Here is an 18386-nt window from a genome sequence, read left to right as displayed (position 1 = left end):
GAGTATAAAAGTCGAACTATAATGAACATTGAAAAAAGCTTAATATACTTTAGAATGCATATTTATACTCGTGATAATATGGTAAAAATAGCTTTTATAGGAGTAGGAAAAATAGGCCAGACAATAGCTTATTCTGTAATTTTTGACGGCTTGGCTAGTGAAGCTATACTATATGATATTGTACCGGAATTACCAGAAAAGTTTGAACACGAGTTAAGACACGCAATAGCTACGCGAGGTCTTTCCACTGAAGTTATTGGTACTAACTCTCTTGATGATGTGACCAATGCTGATATCATACTAATTATGGCAGGTAAGCCCAGGAAACCTGGAATGAGCAGAAGGGACTTGTTTATTGACAATGCGAAAATACAAATAGACCTTGCAAAACAGCTTCCACCTAAAAATCCAGGGGCACTATATATAATGGTTGCAAATCCCGTGGACATGATGGCATCAGTATTTATGAGATTCTCTAAACAATTTACAATAAGTACTGGCGATGCAGTGGAGACAATGAGACTTAGATCATACATAGCCAAGAAACTCAAGGTCCCAGCGAACAAAGTAACTGGATACGTAGCAGGAGAGCATGGAGAAGATGCAGTGGTATTATGGAGCACAGTTAAGGTTAATGGAAAACCTTTTGAGGAAGTAGCTAAGGGATTAACTAAAGAGGAAGTTGAAAATTACGTCAAGTCAATACCAGGGGAAATAATAAGGGTAATGGGAGGAACAACATGGGGACCTGCAACTATAATAAAGGATATCGTGAGATCAGTAGTCTTTAATGAGGGAAGAGTAATGAGTATCGCAACCCCTAGAACTTATCAAGGTGAAATAATCCACATAAGTGTTCCAATAGTTGTAGGAGCTGAAATAGGACCGAGTTTGGAGGGTGTATTACCAGAGAGTGATAGGCAAAGGTTAAATAAGTCTGTTGAGGACTTCTATAGAGTTTATAAGGAGAATTTAGATCATCTATTACAGACTGTTAAGCAATAATTTCCGATTTAACGGATGCGGATTTAACTTTTCTCGTTAGTTAGCCTTACCCTTACCATAAGCTTTTTTATTTCCACAACCTTCACATTATTGATGAAAGTAATTATTTTAGGTGCTGATGGTTACTTAGGATGGGCTCTAGCCTTACGATTAGCTAAAAGAGGACATGAAGTCATTGGAGTAGATAACTTATATACCAGGGATGCGGTAAGGGAAGTAGGATCAGATTCCGCATTTCCATTACCAGATCCTGAGGAAAGGATTTCAGCAGCAAGAAAATTACTTGACGTTGATATAACTTTTTATAGGGCTGATGTTAAGGATTTCGATAAATTACATGAAATTATTCAGAGGCATAAACCGGAAGCAATAGTACATTTTGCCGAACAAAGATCTGCTCCTTACTCGATGATTGATGTGAACCACGCTAATTATACACTAATAAACAATCTGACCAGTACAATAAATCTAATCTATTCGATCATTAAAGTAGATCCTAGTATTCATATCTTAAAGATGGGGACAATGGGAGAGTACGGAACTCCAAATTACGATATACTGGAGTCACCATTCGTAGAAGTCGAGATAAATGGTAAAAAGGATAAGATTCCATTTCCTAAATGGGCGAGCAGTTGGTATCATTGGAGTAAAGTTTATGACAGCTATAACTTAATGTGGGCAAATAAAGTATGGAACTTAACTATCACTGATATTATGCAAGGTCCTGTATATGGTACTAGAACTGAGGAAATTATAGATGAGAAGTTAAGGACAAGGTTTGATTTTGATGAAGTTTGGGGAACAGTTGTTAATAGGTATTGTGTGGAAGCAGTATTAGGTCTTCCGTTAACACCTTATGGAAAAGGAGGACAAACCAGAGGATTTATCTCACTTGAAGATAGTATGCAAGCATTAACAATTTTACTTGAACATCCTCCTAGCCAAGGAGAATATAGAGTCGTTAATCAGATTCATGAAGTCTATAGTGTTGGTCAAATTGCAAACATGGTTAAAGAAGTTGGCGAGTCCATGGGGTTAACGGTAAAGATACAAAATGTAAATAATCCTAGAGTAGAGAAAGAAGAGCACTATTATAACGTTGAAACTAAAATATTGCCATCCTTGGGATTCAGTCCTAAAAAGAACTTGAAGAATGAGATAAGAAACATAATAGAGGATTTGATTCCTTATAAGAATAGACTAGAATCATTTAAACACGTAATACTACCTAAGACAGATTGGAGAAGAGGAAGAACTTAAATCACTATCGATCCTAAAACGTTTATAATTATGGTAATATTCAAGCTAAATTCATACTAGATATGTCTTGGTTTTTTGGAAAAATCTATTTAAACTCCGATCAGAAAAGCAGAATGGTGGAAAATAGTCTAAAAAAGAAATTAGGCTATTTCATTAACTACAAGGATATAGAGTACGAAGTACTTTCCCAATATTATATACTAGAGTTGAGAATGCCCAGTAACGGAAAGCTAGGTCAATTACTTCATGAGTATTTGCAAGAATATCTAATAAATGGCATTATCAGAATTAATGAGAAATATTTACCATTTTACTATAATTTGAATAAAGCTCTAGAGCTTCTTTACGAGGTAGTTAATGAGAGGAAATTATACTATTGTGATAAGAGGATAGAGAGAATAGGAAATATCAAGTTGGTTGGGCAGGCCGATATTTGCTCTGACGATCTTGTGATAGAAATAAAGAGCAAACCTGAACTTAAGAAGGTCGACCTAATGCAAGCACTTATTTACACTTTTTTGTACGAGAGAGATGTAATACTTTTTATGTATGGGATATATTCTGGAGAGTATACTATAATAAAACTACCCTTTAATGAAAGAAATACAAACTCCTTATTCGAAGGTCTCAAAAAGATAAGTGAAAAAGAAGAAATATTGTGAAAACTTTTAAAACAGTATTGTAAGAAAAGGATATAAAACATAAATGGGATAGGTAATTATGGACTCAATAGATAAGGGAATTTTGAAGATACTTCTAAAGGACGCTAGAACACCACAAAGAAAAATAGCAATCATGTTAGGCATATCTCCACCAGCAGTAAGCTACAGAATGGAAAAGTTATTTGGGGATATAATCAAAAGATTTACAGTTTATGTAAATCCGAATTTCCTAGGCAGATACCATGGCTACGTGGCCTTTAACAATTTATACGATTGGGATGGAGATTACATAGCTAAAATTGAGTGTTTAGAAGAAATTAACGTTTATGAAATCGATTCAAAGAGTAGAGTTGAACTTGATGAAAAAATACGAAAAATGAGCGAGAAGTTAGGAGAACCAAGAATGATTTATATACCAAATCAGATGCCTTATAGCCCATCTAAGTTCGACTTGAAAGTAGTGAGTATCCTCAAAGAGAAACCTCTAATAAAACCAATTGAGCTTGCCGAAGAATTGGGTGTATCGTCTAAAACGATCAGAAGGCATCTAAGATATTTATATAGCAAGAAATTCATCCGATTGATCCCTATTATAGATTTAAATAAGGCAGAAATATCTATATTTGCAGTATTTACATCTAAAGTAGAAGACGGGAAAAATTTCTTTGCTAAGTACGCTTTCACTGAAATAGAAGATGATAAAGCTGGAATATTTGTAAATGTGGTTGATAGTATGGATGAAGCTAGGGACTTAGCATTAAAGTTTAAGAGAGAATACGATAAGGACGCAGAAATAATGATAACAACAAAATATGAATTTTTATAAAAAGTGTATTTGCTATAGTATCTTGTCCTCTTCCTCTGCCTACTCTTCAATGCCTTAAACTCCCTAATCCTAGCCAACGCCTCCTTCACGTTACCAACCCCCCTCAACATCTCAGCCAAACCCCTCTCACCAATATAGTTCAACCAAACCACAATATGCCCCTCCCTAAGATGCCACTCAACACAACCAGGATCATCCCTTCCTATTATTACAATAGGGCTATAATAGATTAGCCCGATGCGTTTCCCACTCAGAAGCTTGAAGAAAAAGTGTATAACACCGAAAAACACCTTGATTGGGAAAAATTAAGATTTAAAATTTGAAGCAGTACTGTAAGATTTTTTATGCGGATAAAGTTGTATCTTCATTTTATTAAAATTATTCTAGAGTATAAATTCCACATTATAATCTTTTGCCGTTCTTTCTGCTAACTCGTGATCAGATGCGACAACTATTCCCTCAATTACCTCTGCTGTGGCGATGAGAAAGGAATCATCTAGGGATAGATTGTATTTTAATCTTATTTTCGAAGCTATTTCCGCAAGTGTCTTATCGATTTCCACAAGATTTATGAAGGTCAAGAGGTAGTTCAATTTGACGCTCGAGGCCCTAAGGCCGAATTTCCTTGCGTAATGATATGCGAATTCTGAAAGATTTACAGCGTTAACAAACTTCTCGTCATTATTTAATAGATACTTCTTAACATTAGGTGAACCAGAGAAGAATTGAAATATAATATTAGCATCAAGGATGTACTTTCGCACGTTCAGTTTCCCTTTCTTTAATATGTTCCTTAGCCAGCTCTTCCAAACTTTTTCCTCTATCTATTCCAAATAATTCCTCTGGCGACTTCTTTGGTAATATGTGAATCCCATATTCGTCACTGTAAATAATTACTTCATCCCTCTCCTTGATGTTAAACTTTTCCCTTATTTCCTTTGGGATAACTACTATTCCCTTTTTGTGTACCTTTGTGACCATCATAAATAATAGTTTAACTCAATAGGTATAAAGTTTAACTTCTTAATATCAGAACAGAGAATCTCATAGCTTGTATTTTTAATCAATCCTAGAAGAATTTAATGATAATCTTCACTCGATAATCTTTTCATAGTCTTAATTCCTCACTACTGAGAGTCTAGCCTTTAAAGGCAAAGACGAATTTTCAAGATTTTTAAAATTTAGACTTCAGATTTTTAATTATGTCCGATAGACCGGGAGATTCAGACATCCATTGCGAATTCACTTTATTTTAAAGATTGCTATGAAATTAACTAAATGAAGGCGACTAATTAGTAGAGAAACATGATTACCAAATGTTAACATTTTTACAACTGCATCATTTACAAATTACAATTCGCAAAAGACACTTGAATCGCACATGTCCGATAGACCAGACTTGATAGTAGTTTTAGGAAATTCCCTTATCATAAAAAGTCAAAATATTTATCCATGTATTTATAAATATCTTCCATTGTACTTCTTAATATTATAGCTTATCAATAAACATTTTTCATCTAACCAGGAAAGATTCATTATATATTTTTAACGTAACGTAAAAGTGTAACGATTTTCCTATAAATACTAACTTGAGAAAAAGTTGGAAGTTTAGTTAACCGTAAAAAATGGATTATTTGCTATAGTATCTTGTCCTCTTCCTCTGCCTACTCTTCAATGCCTTAAACTCCCTAATCCTAGCCAACGCCTCCTTCACGTTACCAACCCCCCTCAACATCTCAGCCAAACCCCTCTCACCAATATAGTTCAACCAAACCACAATATGCCCCTCCCTAAGATGCCACTCAACACAACCAGGATCATCCCTTCCTAGTCTCTCTATCTCCTTCTCTAATTCATTTATATCATGAGCTATTCCTACTGTTCTATTATAGGACTTGAAATAGAATGGCTCCATGTAGTATAGGCTTCCTTAGAAAGAGTTTATAAGGATTTTGGTGCAATATACTTTGTTGATTCGTTTAATTTGTCTCATTAAAACGATATTGTATAACACTAATTTTTTCAGTAATTAATATTTATTTCAACGTTCTTCTCAAGCTTACACCCTAATGCCCGGAGCCCTACCGACTACAGAATTCGCCAAGTTAACCATCCACGCGTAAGCCCAGAACTTGAGCTTAGCCTCAACTACTTGCCCAGCAAAACTTGTCTAACCGATTCCCCAAAAGTACGCTTCACCGCAGAGAACAAGGACTCGACCCGCCACCTAACGCCATAACCCTTCTCCTCCCTCCAACGATCATAACCCAACTTCCTAAACTCACTCACAGCCTTACGTCTAGCAGGATGGCGTTTAGTAGAAGCGTTCTTCTTGGGAGGAACTACAACCTCAACTCCGGTCTTGTAAACCTCATTGACGTCATATGCCTTATCTCCATAAAACTTCTTGACCTTCTTTCCCTTATCTTGAAGATCCTTAACTGTTTTTACAGCACTTTCAACCTCGTTGCTAGTGACCTCAGCGTTTACCACGTTGAATTCGTTATTGTCCATTACTATCTCGATCTTGAGGAATTTTGAATCCATAGTCTTACCCCACTTGGCAACAATGTATTGTCCTCCCGTGTTTGTGCTAATGCCGGTAGCGTCTACAATTACTTCAAGTTCATCACTTGTCTCGGGGAAGGTTATGTTCATGTTCCTCACTCTCTCCCATATTGTTCGAGGCTTGTGGGGATGATCTTCAATTGTTCTAAGGCTCTTAATACTCCTTCTATTGCAAGGTAGGAAGATGTGTAAGAATGCTAGGAATTCGTTGAACTCCTTCGGAGCTTTATACTTTGTCCTAGCGTTCCTGTTCTCCTCTGCTAATAAGTCCCACCAATGTTCGAATACGTAGAAGGGAACATCAACTTATATCTAGTTATGACGTTCTCGTCGTACTTGCTCCAGTCCCTCTTGTACTTACTCTTTCCCATAGGTAATACTTAACGAATAATCTATAAACTTTTTGTACAATTCTGAAGCAATCCACAAAGCACCTACTAGATAATTCTTATATTTGACTTTCCTTCTCCATATTCTATACCACCAGACCATTTCTTGAAGATCTCTCCATTTCCTTTTATAACCAAATTGTGTCCGGGATTTCCATCTGGTATAATCGTAAACTCTATAAGCCTCCCTTCTCGATTAATAACTAACTCCAGTTTATCCTTACATTCTAAATTTAAATTACTAGAAGATATTCCGTTTATCCCAACTATTTCATCTCCCGGAATAATCCCTGCTTTATCTGCTGGTGAGTCATCTTCAACAAAAGTTACCTTCTTATTATCTAGCATTAAACCACAGTATGGAAAACCTTTGTCCACGAAACTCAGTTTAAAAAATTTCGACAATCTGTTAAATATAGGTGGATTTCTTGAAAACACCAATTCGTCTATATTTTGAACTCCTAACCCCTCTGCTATATCTCTAACGTTTCCATACGTATATTCCCTTATCTTATATAATTCTCTAAAGAAATTATATATTGAGTTACCGCTGTCAATCATCTCTAGATCCATTATAAGACCAACTATAAGACCTAGCTGATAATAAGAAATACCTACATTTAAGAAATTATTATCACGGCGATAATACTTTATCCATGTAGTATAGGAAGACTCTGCTAAGCTCATTCTCCTTATTCCGGGGAAGGTAAGCCATGCTAGTGTATTAGCAATGTAATTTAAGGTATCGTCAACTTTTACTACTTTTGTTCTCAAAGGGACTATTACTGCAATATATTCTGTAAGACCCTCTGCAACCCACAGTAATTCAGTATAAGTCTCACTTTCGTAATTTATCTTTAAATCTTTTGGTCTAATCTTCTTTACATTATATCTATGGAAATACTCATGAATAAACAAACGAATAAGATCTTTATAGTTCCATGAGATTACAATGGAGGAAGATCTCTCATGCTCTATTCCGCCGAAATCGGTATCGGATCTTCTAAAAAAGAATATGTACTCATTTGTTGAGGAATCGGAAAATATATTCTGATCTATTTCAAATGTACATTTACCTAGAGATTCTACTATGGGTTTATCAAGCTCATCAATAGTAGAAATTTTATGATTTCTATCAATTTCGATCAACTTTAATTTAGGTGAAGCTTGAATCGGTGAGTCCGCAAATTCATTGTAATTATCAGCACAAAACCAATCTCCGACTTTTTTTAGCGTAGTATGAATGGGCCACCTAACGTTAATTTTAACACAGTACTCCTCTTCAATTGTCTGAAATGGGAATACTGATGCTGGATTTATAAATAAATAGTCGCTCGTTGAGATTGCTTCCCTTTGATCTTTACTAAGAGCTTGAATTAAATATCTGAACTTATCCTTAACGAAGAATCTGTTCTTCCCTATTCTAATCCCATCTATTTCTACAACATATCTCTCAGTATCTCTAATAACATAAGAACCGGGAACCCATGTTGGAAAAATAATTATGCCCTCTCTTCCCTCTCCATAAACCTCTATATACTTGTTCCTAGGATTTATATAAAATCTCATTCTAGAAAGGAAGTGGAAATGTTAATAAAAAATTTATGGCGGTTTTACATCTATTGCAGCTACTGGACAGACATTAACACATGCCATACAGAATATACAAGCTTGTTCATTCACTGGATCTGCCTTCTTTTCTGATGCAGGATGACCAGGTGTATCGTACCACTGAAAGACATTAACTGGACACGCATTTATACATGAACCATCTGCAATACATAGATCGAAATCCACACCAACAATAGTACCATGGATGCCTAGCTTTCCTGGTGGTTCTACTGTGCCATATACCTTATGCCCAGAATGCTCTCCCGAAACTGGGAAATTCGTCCTATAGTTTGGATCTATACCCATTTTTCCACCAAGAACTTAAATTACCCACATCATTAATTAAAATAATCCCTAACTAGTTCGGGAATCCTTTTTACATAATTTACCTATCAGTTTTATATGTCGCTTTTTTTAGATAAATAAATAATAAAGACTATATAATAAGACAAATTAGACTGGCCAAAATACTTAAATCCTAGGGAAAGATAAAAATATCTATATGAACCTTAGAGAAAAGATCCTTGCTTATTTATATCAGAATAGAGACTCCACACTGGAAAAGATATCAGAGGGACTAAAGGAAGATAAATATGAAGTTGAGGCGACATTAAGATACTTGGAACGAGACGGTCTAGTAATAAAGAGAAGTAAAGGAATTATATTCAAAAAGACTATTTATGATCTCACCGCTGCTGGTTTAGAGGAGGCGAAGAGGATTTACGAAACTTTAAAAGAAAAATCAATAAAATTACAAGAATTACTTCAGAGCGGTAGACTAGATCCTTCCAAGTTACCTGAAGAATACGTTGATATTATTCCCTTACTTATTACAATGTCGCTTATAAATATGATGTTATTAGAAGATCTAATGCTATCTGATATGTTTTGATATTAAATACTTAAATCCGATAGTGTGTATAGAGGAGTTATGTGAGACTTAAAATTACTAGTATTGAAGATTTGTTTATCCCACCATTGCAAGAATACTCCTACTTATGCAATGGAATCATCACTGATATGAAATGCAAAGGTATGGAAATCTTTAGGGATCCAGACTTCATCACTTTTACAGTAAATGATATACTAAGTTCTATGAGCTTACAAGGCTTAATAAAAATGAAAACTAGGGGAAGGAAAAGGGAAAGGTGGTTGAGATATATTTCAAAATATAAAATGGAACTAGAACCTAAAGAATTCTCAACAATACTGAGATTAGGGGCTCTATTAACTATTTACGTAGATGGATATGAGATAGAGGGAAGTCAAGGAGATGTTGTGGTTAAGGAATTCAGAGTCAGCGGAACTGGTAGCAATACTGAACATGTCAAAAAAATGTTACTAGAACTCTCTCCTAGACTAGTGGTTATCCAAAATAAGAATAATATTTGGTACATAGTTACAGGATATAAGGTAACATTTGTGGATTCACAATTAAAGAAATTAGAAAAATTGCTCGTAAGTTCAGATAGAATGGAGTGTAATGAAATACAAGAAGAGTATAACACCAGAATATGTGTTAATCCTTCTTAGTCAGAAACTAAGTTTATTTCACATTATCAACACTCGGCAAATTCATCATCAGTTGATTAACAGATATAATGGTTAAAAAACTTAAATACGTTAAGGGAAAAATGAGAAGCGTATTCTTTATTAGTAATATTTTAGTGATAATTCTCTACCTTTCAACATGTAAGCTTTTCCTTCTTGCCAATTTAGAGGTTTGGGCTTCATAGGATTTCATAAATTTGTGCTCAACACTCAGCCCTTAGACTTTACCGAAGTCGCGAATCTTTGCCCCGTTCATCCCTATTAACCCCATTAGCAGTATAACCTATATATTATTAAAATACAATATACTGTTGTTGATTAGATTTTATGAATGAAAGCAACTCCCAAGATCTAACTAGAGTCTCGCCCTTTTATATTAAAGAGGGGTTTAGCGTATACGAGTTTACTGAAAAATTATTTGAGGCATATGTTATAGAACGAATAAATAGATTCTTAGTTAAAGTAACCCTTGACGGGGAAGAAATCCTTGTACATTTACACGATCCTGGCAGATTAAAAGAATTAATTTACCCTGGAAACTTAGTTCTAATAAGGGAAACAAAAGGTAATAAGACAAAATTTTCAATAACTGCAGCTTACGCTAACTCAAGATTTATAGTATTAGATAGTAGATTACATAACATTATAGCCTCTAAATTTATACCAAAAATCTACGAAAAGGAGGTTAAGGTAGGAAATAGTAGAATTGACTTCAAGTATGATAATACATACTTGGAAGTAAAAGGCTGTACATTGGTGGAAAACGAGATAGCTTATTTCCCAGACGCTCCAACCGAAAGAGGCAGAAAGCACCTAAAAGAGTTGAGAGAATTAATGAGAAAGGGATTTAACGCAATACTATTGATTCTAGTAATGAGGAACGACGCTAAATGCTTCTTACCTAATGAGAAAACCGATCCCAAATTTTCTGTTGAGTTTTGGGATTCAATAAAGGAAGGATTAAAAGTCTACATAAAGACTTTTAGCTTAATCGGAAATAAGATAGTCTATGTCGGAGATATTCCACTATGCAAAACAAATTTAACTTAATGCTCAGTTGTATATATGATGGCTAAAAGGAAAAAATCACAACAAAATGAGAATAAGTTGATTTACATACCTTTTGTTGTGTTAGCTGTGGTAATTGTATTCTTAGTAGCGTTTCCATACTTTAGCCATTCCTCTTCACTAATTACAGCCAATGCAAACACTCCTCTCTTTAATTTATATAAAATCAGTAATACCAATTACGCATCTAACAATTCAGTAGAAATCTACTTCGTAAGCTGGTATGGTTGTCCAAACGGTGCTACAACATCTTGGCCCCTATATTTAGCACTTTCTAAATATGGAAATCTAAGCGTAGTTCCACACTCTTCAGTGTACGAGAGTAACTTTGGAGGGGAAATCCCAGGGTTACTATTCCTAAACTACACGCCATTTCCAAACTCTCGAGTATATTTCCACCCAATTTACATTTATGGGCAATATTTAAATGAAACAACTAATGGTACGCTAATAAATACTGATGATGTAACTTTTGGATTAAAAGAGTTAAAAAGCGAATTACCCAGTTGGGCATATAATCTGGTGGTATATTACGAAGTAAATCAGACATACACCCAACTAAATAATGTAGCCCCAGCATATTTTGGTAATTACCCCCACATAATTACAGTATTAATAATAACTGGACCTGGTGGTACTTGGGTCGATTTGGGATATCCGAATTCAATCAGTCCATCCACATTAGCAACGTTAAATTCCACATTACTATACAATATAATACTAAACAAAGCTACGCCTTCTGGACAGTACTTACAAGCTTACAATGAAATTCTTAATGCTTCAAGCCAAATAACAAACGCTATAAACGAGGCTTTAGCCTAAAAAATCATTTCGTTATAAATACTTTTGAGAAATTACCCTCTTTTTGTAGTTTTAGTAGTCTTAAGGAGGATGGACATTCATTACATTTATCAATTTGAGGGAGTTTCTTATTACTTAATAGAATGATTTTAGTAAAAGTCTGGGAACATCTATTCACTATGGAGTCGAAATATTGTTTATTAAGTATAACTGGTAATGCTTCAATCTCGTGGAACATTGAACTAGTTAACAACTTAGAATTCTGCCACGCTGAAACTATGTTACTATTATCATTGAAAAGCTTGTCCTTACCCCATATAAACATTGGAATCAATAAAACATCGCCCCCCTCTATCTCATTAACTCTTCCTTTTTTACTATATCCTTCTAAAAAGTCAAGTATAGTATTCATATAATGTCTTCCTAATTTCTCATCATACATCTTATCCTTATCATATTGTTCATGGAATAACTTATTAATCCAAATATATGCATCAACTATTTCATTTCTTCTCCCTATTATTGGGTCGTAAAACTTAAACTCGGTAAAGGATGAAAGTGATGGAGATGCAACAACAACTTCTCCTTTAACCTCATCCTTGACCTCATTTAAGCCATCCTTGAAATAATTATATGGCATTAAGGGGTCTACTGCAATACCGGGAGTGTAACCTTCCTCAGTCCCAGGGATCGAATATTGAATAAATCTGTAAATATCAAAGAACTTTGCATCTGGATACCATTCCTTAAATTTCGCTAAACCATCTTCTTTTCTTTCATTAATCTCCTCCATGATTTTTTTAAATGCATCAATAGTATCCTTAAATTCCCCATCTAGATATCCATAGGGTATAAAAATGGGTTCTCCCCATATTGGATCCGCGTACTTAAAACCATAACCTCTTACAACATCTGGCAAATAAGAATCTAATATAGTCTTTATTGCTAATTTCATTGTTGAATGTAATTGATCTATGTGGTGTATTACCTTAACTTTTTTTCCAAATAAGCTAGGCACGTCTAATAATAGAAATAATAAAATTTAAAGGCTTTCATATCAGATGCTAACATTTAGAAACCTTGACGCTAAATATCCTAAACCATGAGTACCTAAAGCTGCTAGCAGTGCTAAAGAAGCCATTTGGATACCTTTCTTAAATGGACTTATTCCACTTAATATTCCTATAATAGAACCCACTATAAACGTAGATAATCCTGCAACTATATATGATGTAATCAGACCAGTAAGCCCAGATAGACCAATTAAATATGGCAATATGGGTATTATGGCTCCAGTAATATATGACAAACCGGTAATCAAGGCGCTCTTAACTGGATTTTCTTTAACTTCCGGGTATAGAATATCTTCAGCAACGTTTACTAAACTTAACGAAACCTTCTTAGCTAGATTTAGATTTACTCCAAGTTCTGTGAAGAAATTAACTAGCCTTAATTGAACTGAGTGCTGATCAACATTCTTCTCTAACTCTAATCTTTTTCTTTCTTGGATCTTTACATCTTTTTCTGACTTAGTAGATAGGTACGCACCTATTGCCATTGAAAGCGTTCCAGATACTCCTACTATCAATCCTCCTACGGCAACAAACAGCGGTGAAGATATAGCCCCAGATAATCCCGACACTGCAGCCAGAACCTCTACTAGACCGTCACTTATACCATATACAAAATCACCTACGCTCTTGGCTTCAACATTCCCTAAAACTTTTTCGTGTACTGCCTCGTCTACCATGATATCCTTTAACCTTTGTTTCTCCTCAGACGAGAACATTTCCATTTCTGACAATTTTCTATACTTCTCTATATCATCTTCCTCACTACTCTCTAGGACTTTAATAGTAATATCTAAACCCAAAATTTTTCGTAACAAACTGTAAAAGTCCACCTTGATTTTATTTAATGTGGATAATTTTCCTTTAACTTTAAGTCCTCTCTTCTCTGCAATCTCTCTCCAAAATTCCGAATGTTTTTTCTCCATTTCTGCTAACTTAAAGAGTGTCTTCTTCAACTCTGGATCTCTCTCTACTTCTGCTAACTTACTGTAAACTTCATGGTCAAATAGTTCTTCTTCGTAATTCTTAAGTATAATATTCTCCAACTTTCTCACTCTTTATAATATTCTATATAGGGTAGAATTTAAGGTTAACTTATAGTAATTCCAAAATAATATTCATTCTAAATAAAAGGGGAAATTTTTAGCTTACGAAAGGAGAATATTAAACATGGACATATTTGAAAAGGCGAGAAAGCTGAAAGGTTTAGGAGACGAATATGAAAAATTGCTTAATAGCCTACTTAACGACCTATTTAAGTTAATACCAGACTGCCTAGCCTTAAACTTAGATGACTCTTTATTGCCAGTGTACGCAGTTTCCGGATTAAAGACAAAGGGGCTACTCGCATTTCCATATAAATGTAGAGGAAGGGTTGGATATGTAGTAATTGGAGAAGATGGAATACTGTACTTTGAGGACACAGAAGGAAACGTTATTGAGCTTAAGTGAACTACCTTGCCCTAACGGACAGGGCTTCTTGCTTCACACCCTCACCTTGCCAGCGGTAGAAGGCAGAGCTCCACACTAAGGGTCGTTCCGACCCCGATCTACGTAAGATGTTGAGAGAAGCATTATAGTCACGGTCTACTATCCAACCGCATTTAGGACAAACAAACACGCGGTCGGAGAGAGTTAAATCTTCCCTAACGTATCCGCATCTAGCACAAGTCATCGACGTGTATGCTGGATCGACGAGAGTGAGCTTCTTACCGTTTTTGTTAATTGATACTACAGTATCGTCCTAAACTCGTAAAAACCAACATCGTGAAGCCTCCTCCTCGCCTTGAGAGACTTACCAACCAGCTTCTTAACGCTAATATCCTCCATTACCACGATATCGTAGTGCTCTGCAAAATACTTACCGAGCTTCATGCAAATATCTTTCCTCAAGTTCTTTACGTCAGTATGGAGATCTCCTTCTTCTGAGATAAATGAGGATATTACTTAAATTGAATTTGATCGGTATTATTCAAATAGCATGATATATATTTTGTGAAAATAATCGTTAATAAATCAGTTTTACACCATAGAAGTTAAATATTAAGAATTAATTTCACGTAGCTGGAAGGAGGTGCATAGGGTTAGCTGGAGTTTAGGGAATGACGTCTTCACTTCACGGAACGCGCGTCCCTGTTCCACTCTTACCTCCCGATCGAGGAGGTTCGAGAGGGAGACCGAGAACTCCCACAACTTGACCTTCCTCCAAGAACGGATCAAGAACCAGACGTTCAAGAGAAGATAGGAGAGCAGGACGAGGACCAGTTCCTTCCTCACGTGAGAGTGTCCGGAATGTAATTATCTGAACGAATAGATAAACAGAATGATAAATATTAATATTGCCAGAAGGGTAGGACCTGGATCACCGAGAAAAACTTTATAATGGAAAAATATCAAGACGAGAGGATTTACCTATCGCGCATAGCGTTGCTTGATCGCGAGGAGGCGCGTCTCAGAGCTGAACGGCTCTACGTCCTGGAGGAGTCCTCCGTTGGATCGCGAGGAACATCTTGATGTTGTAGATCACTCCCAGGACGTGAAGGAAGACGTCGTTCCTCCAGGTCGTGGTCCCGTAGGGCCTCCAGAACGCGTTCAGGTAGGTGCCGAAGAACTCCACGTGGGCCCTCAGGGTAGTGAAGGGCTTCTCCCGCGCTATGAGCTGTGTCGGGGAGGGAGAGAATCCCCTGTCCGCGATCTTAATCCCCTTGAGCGGTGACTTGAACCTCTTGTCCGAGAAGTTGGCCGGCTTCACCGTGATGGACCTCACGAAGAGGGAGACGGAGATCACGGCTATGGCCTTGAGCCCGTAGTGCGAGACCCCTCTCTTCTTGGTCCACCTTCCCTCGAACCTCCTCTTGGTTCTCCCCAGGGAGAGCAGCTTCCTGGCCCTCTCCAGGTTACCTTCCCTCCTCTCCAGCTCCGCCTTCTCCCGAAAGGTCTCCACACTCCTCTTCCCAGGAGGTAAGTCCAGTAGGAAGGAGTCCACTAGCCACGCCATGAAGTCCACGAGATGCGCGCTCGCAGGGAGGTAACTGGGTAGGCACTTCTCCTCAAGCTTGAAGGAAATCTCCAACAACTTCTTCCTCACCCCGTACAACCTGCCCACGAAGTCGTGCAGCGTGCTCTTCCCCACCTTCCTCCCCACGAACCAGGCCACGACCACGTTCACGTTAACCATTTTCACCGCGTCCCTATAGGAGCAAGAGTAGAGCACCATGACGATTAACAACTTCAAGTAAACCAGCGCGCCCTCGCCCAGAACCCTCTCCAAATCCATGGCGTCCAGCACGGGCTTGATCTCCGTTAACCATTTTTCCCTCCACGGCATATCCTCTATTGGGGGAAGAGGGTAGTACATCAGGTTTGGTATGTGTCTTAATGTTCTTGCCATGGTACTACCCTCTACTCCCATAACTTAAGTGTTACTCCAATTTAATCCAAGATAATGCTAAAAACCAATTTATTCTTGCCAATAAAAATTCAATTTTTTACATTCCGGACACTCTCACGTCACAAGTCCTAATCCTGATTAGCATTTATCGGAAAATCCTGGCAGTTCAAGAGGCCCATAAAAACTTTTTAAAATTAGAACCTTTAATTTTGGTATGACCAAAGAATTGACGAGGGAGGAGTACTATAAGGCATTGGAAAAGGCAGTTAACGAGGTCATACTATCCATGACTGGAACGAGGAAGGACGTTGCCAAGAGGCTACTCTTGGGGGCGGTTGTGGGAAGAAATGCTACCGAGATAGCTCAAGAGGCCGAGATGGACTACGAGACCGTACTGAATAACTTGGACAAGGCAGCTCAAGCCAAACTAATCGAGGTCGTGAAGAAGTTAGTCGGGGATCATCCTGTCCTTCTCATAGTGGACGACACCCACGACCACAAGCTCTACGCTAGGGCCATGCCGGTCTCCAGAAACGGGGCGCAGATCTTCTACTGTAGGGCGCACAAGAGGTTCGAACCCGCGATCCAACTCCTTGTGATTGGCGTCAAGGATCTGGTGAACAACCAGATCTACGTGATCCACATAATTGCCTACATACCCCGAAAGGTGGAAGAGGAGCTCAAGCGTAGGGGTGAGGAGGTGAAGTTCAAGACCAAGATAGATGCCCTCTTGGAGTTTCTCTCCTCCCTCTCAGGTTTGAATGTGAAATCCAAGGTCTTCGACTCGTGGTACGTGAACTCGAGGACTCTCCAAGGGAATACTGTGGGGGAACTCAAGTCCAGCGCGCGAGTCGTCGAGGGTGGCAGATCCGTGCCCGTTAGCGAGTTCCCCCAAGGGGAGTACCTGGTAGAGTACTTGGGGACTCCCATAAAGTTACTTGTTATAGATGACTATAAGGGTTACGGGAGGAGGTATTTCTTCTCCACCGACCTTAACGACACGGCTGAAGATATCATAACGACCTGGGAGAACCGTTGGGACATAGAGGTCTTGATCAGGGAGCTCAAGGCCTTGGGACTCGAGGGTGGGTCCTTCTTGACCTGGGTTAGGAACTCAGGCTTCGTGGCCTTGAAGGCTCTCTCCCTCCTCGTTGTTCAATACTTCAAGTACTCCACGGGTCTGATGCTCGGGGCCAAAAGGTTGGCCAGATTGATAAAAAGTATTTACCGTGAGGCGGGTGGGATCAAAAAACTGTTCAAGAGGAGGAGAAAACCGTAAAGTGCTACCTGATCCTGAACTCCTCAAGGGAGCGGAAGGCGTTCTCTATCCCCCACCTCTCCCTGTACATCTCGGCAAGGACTATGGCATCGTGAAGGTCGATCTCCCTCCTCACGAGGAAGGCAATAATCTTGCCGTCTTCCTTCCTCAGGATAATGAGATAAGCTCCGGTCCCATGTCTCACGCAGAGGAAGCCCGTGTATCTGACTCCGCCGAAACTCACGTCCACACTCTGCAACATCCCCTCGTACTTCTTGTACATCTGGGCCTTGGCAGATATGACGAAGTCCAAGCCCAACTCCAAGAGGAACCTAATCACTTCGTTCACCGCGAACTCCTTGTCCGCGAAGACCATGACGAGCCTCAGCTTATCCTCCTCTAACTCCTTCACGATTACCTCCATCACCGCCTTGAAACCTTCAGCTACGTTCTTCACGGTCACTGGGATCACGTCCAGGAAGCGCCTCTTCCTCCCCAGGAGGAAGATCGCAGCTTGAACCAATCCCCACGACGTCCCCTTAGTTGGCTTTATCCTACTCAAGAAACTCTTGTTAGCGTGGTATTGAGGTATGACATGGAAGTCCACTGCTACCCTCCTGTCCCTGACTCCCCTTAACGTCATCCTCCCCATCTTCCTCAACGCATCCCTCACGTCCTCAACTTGAACCACGTTCAACTTTCTCAACGCTCTTCTCCCATCTTTTCCCAACCTGCTCAAGTAGCTCCCACTCGCCTTAAGCAAGGCACTGAGGAGTTCCTCAGGGAAAAGTATTTTAGTGAGGACCGAGTAAATTATCTTGAGGGCGGACCTGGCGAAGTCTCGGTTGAACTTCGCCGGTTTAGTTGTATTCTCATGCTTCATACATTCAGGTTCGCCCTCGCATATACGAACTTTTCTCCAGAAA

At 38.2% G+C, this 18386-nt stretch carries 18 protein-coding genes and 5 pseudogenes; 10 read left to right on the top strand and 13 right to left on the bottom strand.

Features of this window, described 5'->3' with window-relative positions; translation table 11 throughout:
- Positions 1–21 precede the first annotated feature (21 nt).
- From SSOP1_RS12940 to SSOP1_RS12925, 4 genes are all read left to right on the top strand, one after another.
- Positions 22–1005 carry a lactate/malate dehydrogenase family protein gene (locus tag SSOP1_RS12940; protein WP_009989293.1) on the top strand — a complete coding sequence of 328 codons (984 nt, stop codon included), beginning with the start codon at positions 22–24 and terminating at the stop codon, positions 1003–1005.
- 93 nt (positions 1006–1098) lie between these two features.
- The gene (agl3, locus tag SSOP1_RS12935) at positions 1099–2265 is read left to right on the top strand and encodes a UDP-sulfoquinovose synthase (RefSeq protein WP_009989292.1); all 1167 of its coding nucleotides are present in this window, start codon (positions 1099–1101) and stop codon (positions 2263–2265) included.
- 113 nt (positions 2266–2378) lie between these two features.
- Positions 2379–2927: a hypothetical protein gene (locus SSOP1_RS12930; protein ID WP_009989291.1), complete on the top strand. Its 549-nt coding sequence runs from the start codon at positions 2379–2381 to the stop codon at positions 2925–2927.
- Positions 2928–2985: 58 nt separating this feature from the next.
- Entirely contained in the window at positions 2986–3753 is a 768-nt protein-coding gene (locus SSOP1_RS12925; protein WP_009989290.1) for an Lrp/AsnC family transcriptional regulator, read from the top strand.
- Positions 3754–3761: 8 nt separating this feature from the next.
- Here the strand turns inward: SSOP1_RS12925 and SSOP1_RS16635 are convergent.
- The 7 genes and pseudogenes from SSOP1_RS16635 to zfx1 form a co-directional block, all read right to left on the bottom strand.
- Positions 3762–3959, bottom strand: a pseudogene (locus tag SSOP1_RS16635) (hypothetical protein); the annotation flags it as partial.
- 177 nt (positions 3960–4136) lie between these two features.
- Positions 4137–4517: a type II toxin-antitoxin system VapC family toxin gene (locus SSOP1_RS12920; protein ID WP_009992194.1), complete on the bottom strand. Its 381-nt coding sequence runs from the start codon at positions 4515–4517 to the stop codon at positions 4137–4139.
- The gene (locus SSOP1_RS12915) at positions 4498–4737 is read right to left on the bottom strand and encodes an AbrB/MazE/SpoVT family DNA-binding domain-containing protein (protein WP_009992195.1); all 240 of its coding nucleotides are present in this window, start codon (positions 4735–4737) and stop codon (positions 4498–4500) included. Before SSOP1_RS12915 ends, SSOP1_RS12920 begins: the two co-directional genes overlap by 20 nt.
- Before the next feature lie 646 nt (positions 4738–5383).
- A complete protein-coding gene (locus SSOP1_RS12910) occupies positions 5384–5668 on the bottom strand; it encodes a hypothetical protein (RefSeq protein ID WP_010923928.1) in 285 nt (94 codons plus the stop codon).
- A gap of 144 nt (positions 5669–5812) precedes the next feature.
- Positions 5813–6692, bottom strand: a pseudogene (locus SSOP1_RS12905) (transposase).
- Between the two features lie 66 nt (positions 6693–6758).
- Positions 6759–8279: a M61 family metallopeptidase gene (locus SSOP1_RS12900; RefSeq protein WP_009991786.1), complete on the bottom strand. Its 1521-nt coding sequence runs from the start codon at positions 8277–8279 to the stop codon at positions 6759–6761.
- 33 nt (positions 8280–8312) lie between these two features.
- The gene (gene zfx1, locus SSOP1_RS12895) at positions 8313–8627 is read right to left on the bottom strand and encodes a zinc-containing ferredoxin Zfx1 (RefSeq protein WP_009991787.1); all 315 of its coding nucleotides are present in this window, start codon (positions 8625–8627) and stop codon (positions 8313–8315) included.
- 196 nt (positions 8628–8823) lie between these two features.
- Between zfx1 and SSOP1_RS12890 the strand changes: the two genes are divergently transcribed.
- The 4 genes from SSOP1_RS12890 (at position 8824) to SSOP1_RS12875 (ending at position 11762) form a co-directional block, all read left to right on the top strand.
- Positions 8824–9213 (top strand): hypothetical protein, encoded by a 390-nt coding sequence (locus SSOP1_RS12890; protein ID WP_009991788.1) that lies wholly within the window; start codon positions 8824–8826, stop codon positions 9211–9213.
- Positions 9214–9254: 41 nt separating this feature from the next.
- The gene (locus SSOP1_RS12885; protein ID WP_009991789.1) at positions 9255–9854 is read left to right on the top strand and encodes a hypothetical protein; all 600 of its coding nucleotides are present in this window, start codon (positions 9255–9257) and stop codon (positions 9852–9854) included.
- Positions 9855–10199: 345 nt separating this feature from the next.
- Positions 10200–10922, top strand: a complete 723-nt coding sequence (gene sfsA / locus SSOP1_RS12880) for a DNA/RNA nuclease SfsA (RefSeq protein ID WP_009991792.1) — start codon at positions 10200–10202, stop codon at positions 10920–10922.
- Positions 10923–10937: 15 nt separating this feature from the next.
- The gene (locus SSOP1_RS12875; RefSeq protein WP_009991793.1) at positions 10938–11762 is read left to right on the top strand and encodes a DUF929 domain-containing protein; all 825 of its coding nucleotides are present in this window, start codon (positions 10938–10940) and stop codon (positions 11760–11762) included.
- A 4-nt stretch (positions 11763–11766) separates the two neighbouring features.
- Here the strand turns inward: SSOP1_RS12875 and SSOP1_RS12870 are convergent, their stop codons facing one another.
- Together SSOP1_RS12870 and SSOP1_RS12865 are read right to left on the bottom strand one after the other, a co-directional pair.
- Positions 11767–12759 (bottom strand): hypothetical protein, encoded by a 993-nt coding sequence (locus SSOP1_RS12870; protein WP_009991794.1) that lies wholly within the window; start codon positions 12757–12759, stop codon positions 11767–11769.
- A gap of 39 nt (positions 12760–12798) precedes the next feature.
- Entirely contained in the window at positions 12799–13866 is a 1068-nt protein-coding gene (locus SSOP1_RS12865; RefSeq protein WP_009991795.1) for a VIT1/CCC1 transporter family protein, read from the bottom strand.
- A 115-nt stretch (positions 13867–13981) separates the two neighbouring features.
- Between SSOP1_RS12865 and SSOP1_RS12860 the strand changes: the two genes are divergently transcribed.
- The gene (locus tag SSOP1_RS12860) at positions 13982–14263 is read left to right on the top strand and encodes a hypothetical protein (protein WP_009991796.1); all 282 of its coding nucleotides are present in this window, start codon (positions 13982–13984) and stop codon (positions 14261–14263) included.
- 1 nt (position 14264) lies between these two features.
- Here SSOP1_RS12860 and SSOP1_RS17440 read toward each other — a convergent pair.
- The 3 genes and pseudogenes from SSOP1_RS17440 to SSOP1_RS12850 all read right to left on the bottom strand — a co-directional run.
- A pseudogene (locus SSOP1_RS17440) lies at positions 14265–14713 on the bottom strand (RNA-guided endonuclease InsQ/TnpB family protein); the annotation flags it as partial.
- A 154-nt stretch (positions 14714–14867) separates the two neighbouring features.
- Positions 14868–15088, bottom strand: a pseudogene (locus SSOP1_RS17190) (ISH3 family transposase); the annotation flags it as partial.
- A gap of 175 nt (positions 15089–15263) precedes the next feature.
- Positions 15264–16223, bottom strand: a complete 960-nt coding sequence (locus SSOP1_RS12850) for an IS5-like element ISC1234 family transposase (protein ID WP_010923364.1) — start codon at positions 16221–16223, stop codon at positions 15264–15266.
- Between the two features lie 193 nt (positions 16224–16416).
- Here SSOP1_RS12850 and SSOP1_RS12845 point away from each other — a divergent pair, with 193 nt between their 5' ends.
- Entirely contained in the window at positions 16417–17481 is a 1065-nt protein-coding gene (locus tag SSOP1_RS12845) for an ISNCY-like element ISC1217 family transposase (protein WP_010923925.1), read from the top strand.
- Between the two features lie 7 nt (positions 17482–17488).
- On the opposite strand, the pseudogene SSOP1_RS12840 reads toward SSOP1_RS12845, so the two are convergent.
- Positions 17489–18343: pseudogene (locus tag SSOP1_RS12840) on the bottom strand (transposase); the annotation flags it as partial.
- Positions 18344–18386: the final 43 nt, after the last annotated feature.

It is taken from the genome of Saccharolobus solfataricus, from assembly GCF_900079115.1.
In the GTDB taxonomy this organism is placed as follows: Archaea; Thermoproteota; Thermoprotei_A; order Sulfolobales; family Sulfolobaceae; genus Saccharolobus; species Saccharolobus solfataricus.
This window is presented reverse-complemented; position numbering and strand designations above follow the sequence as displayed.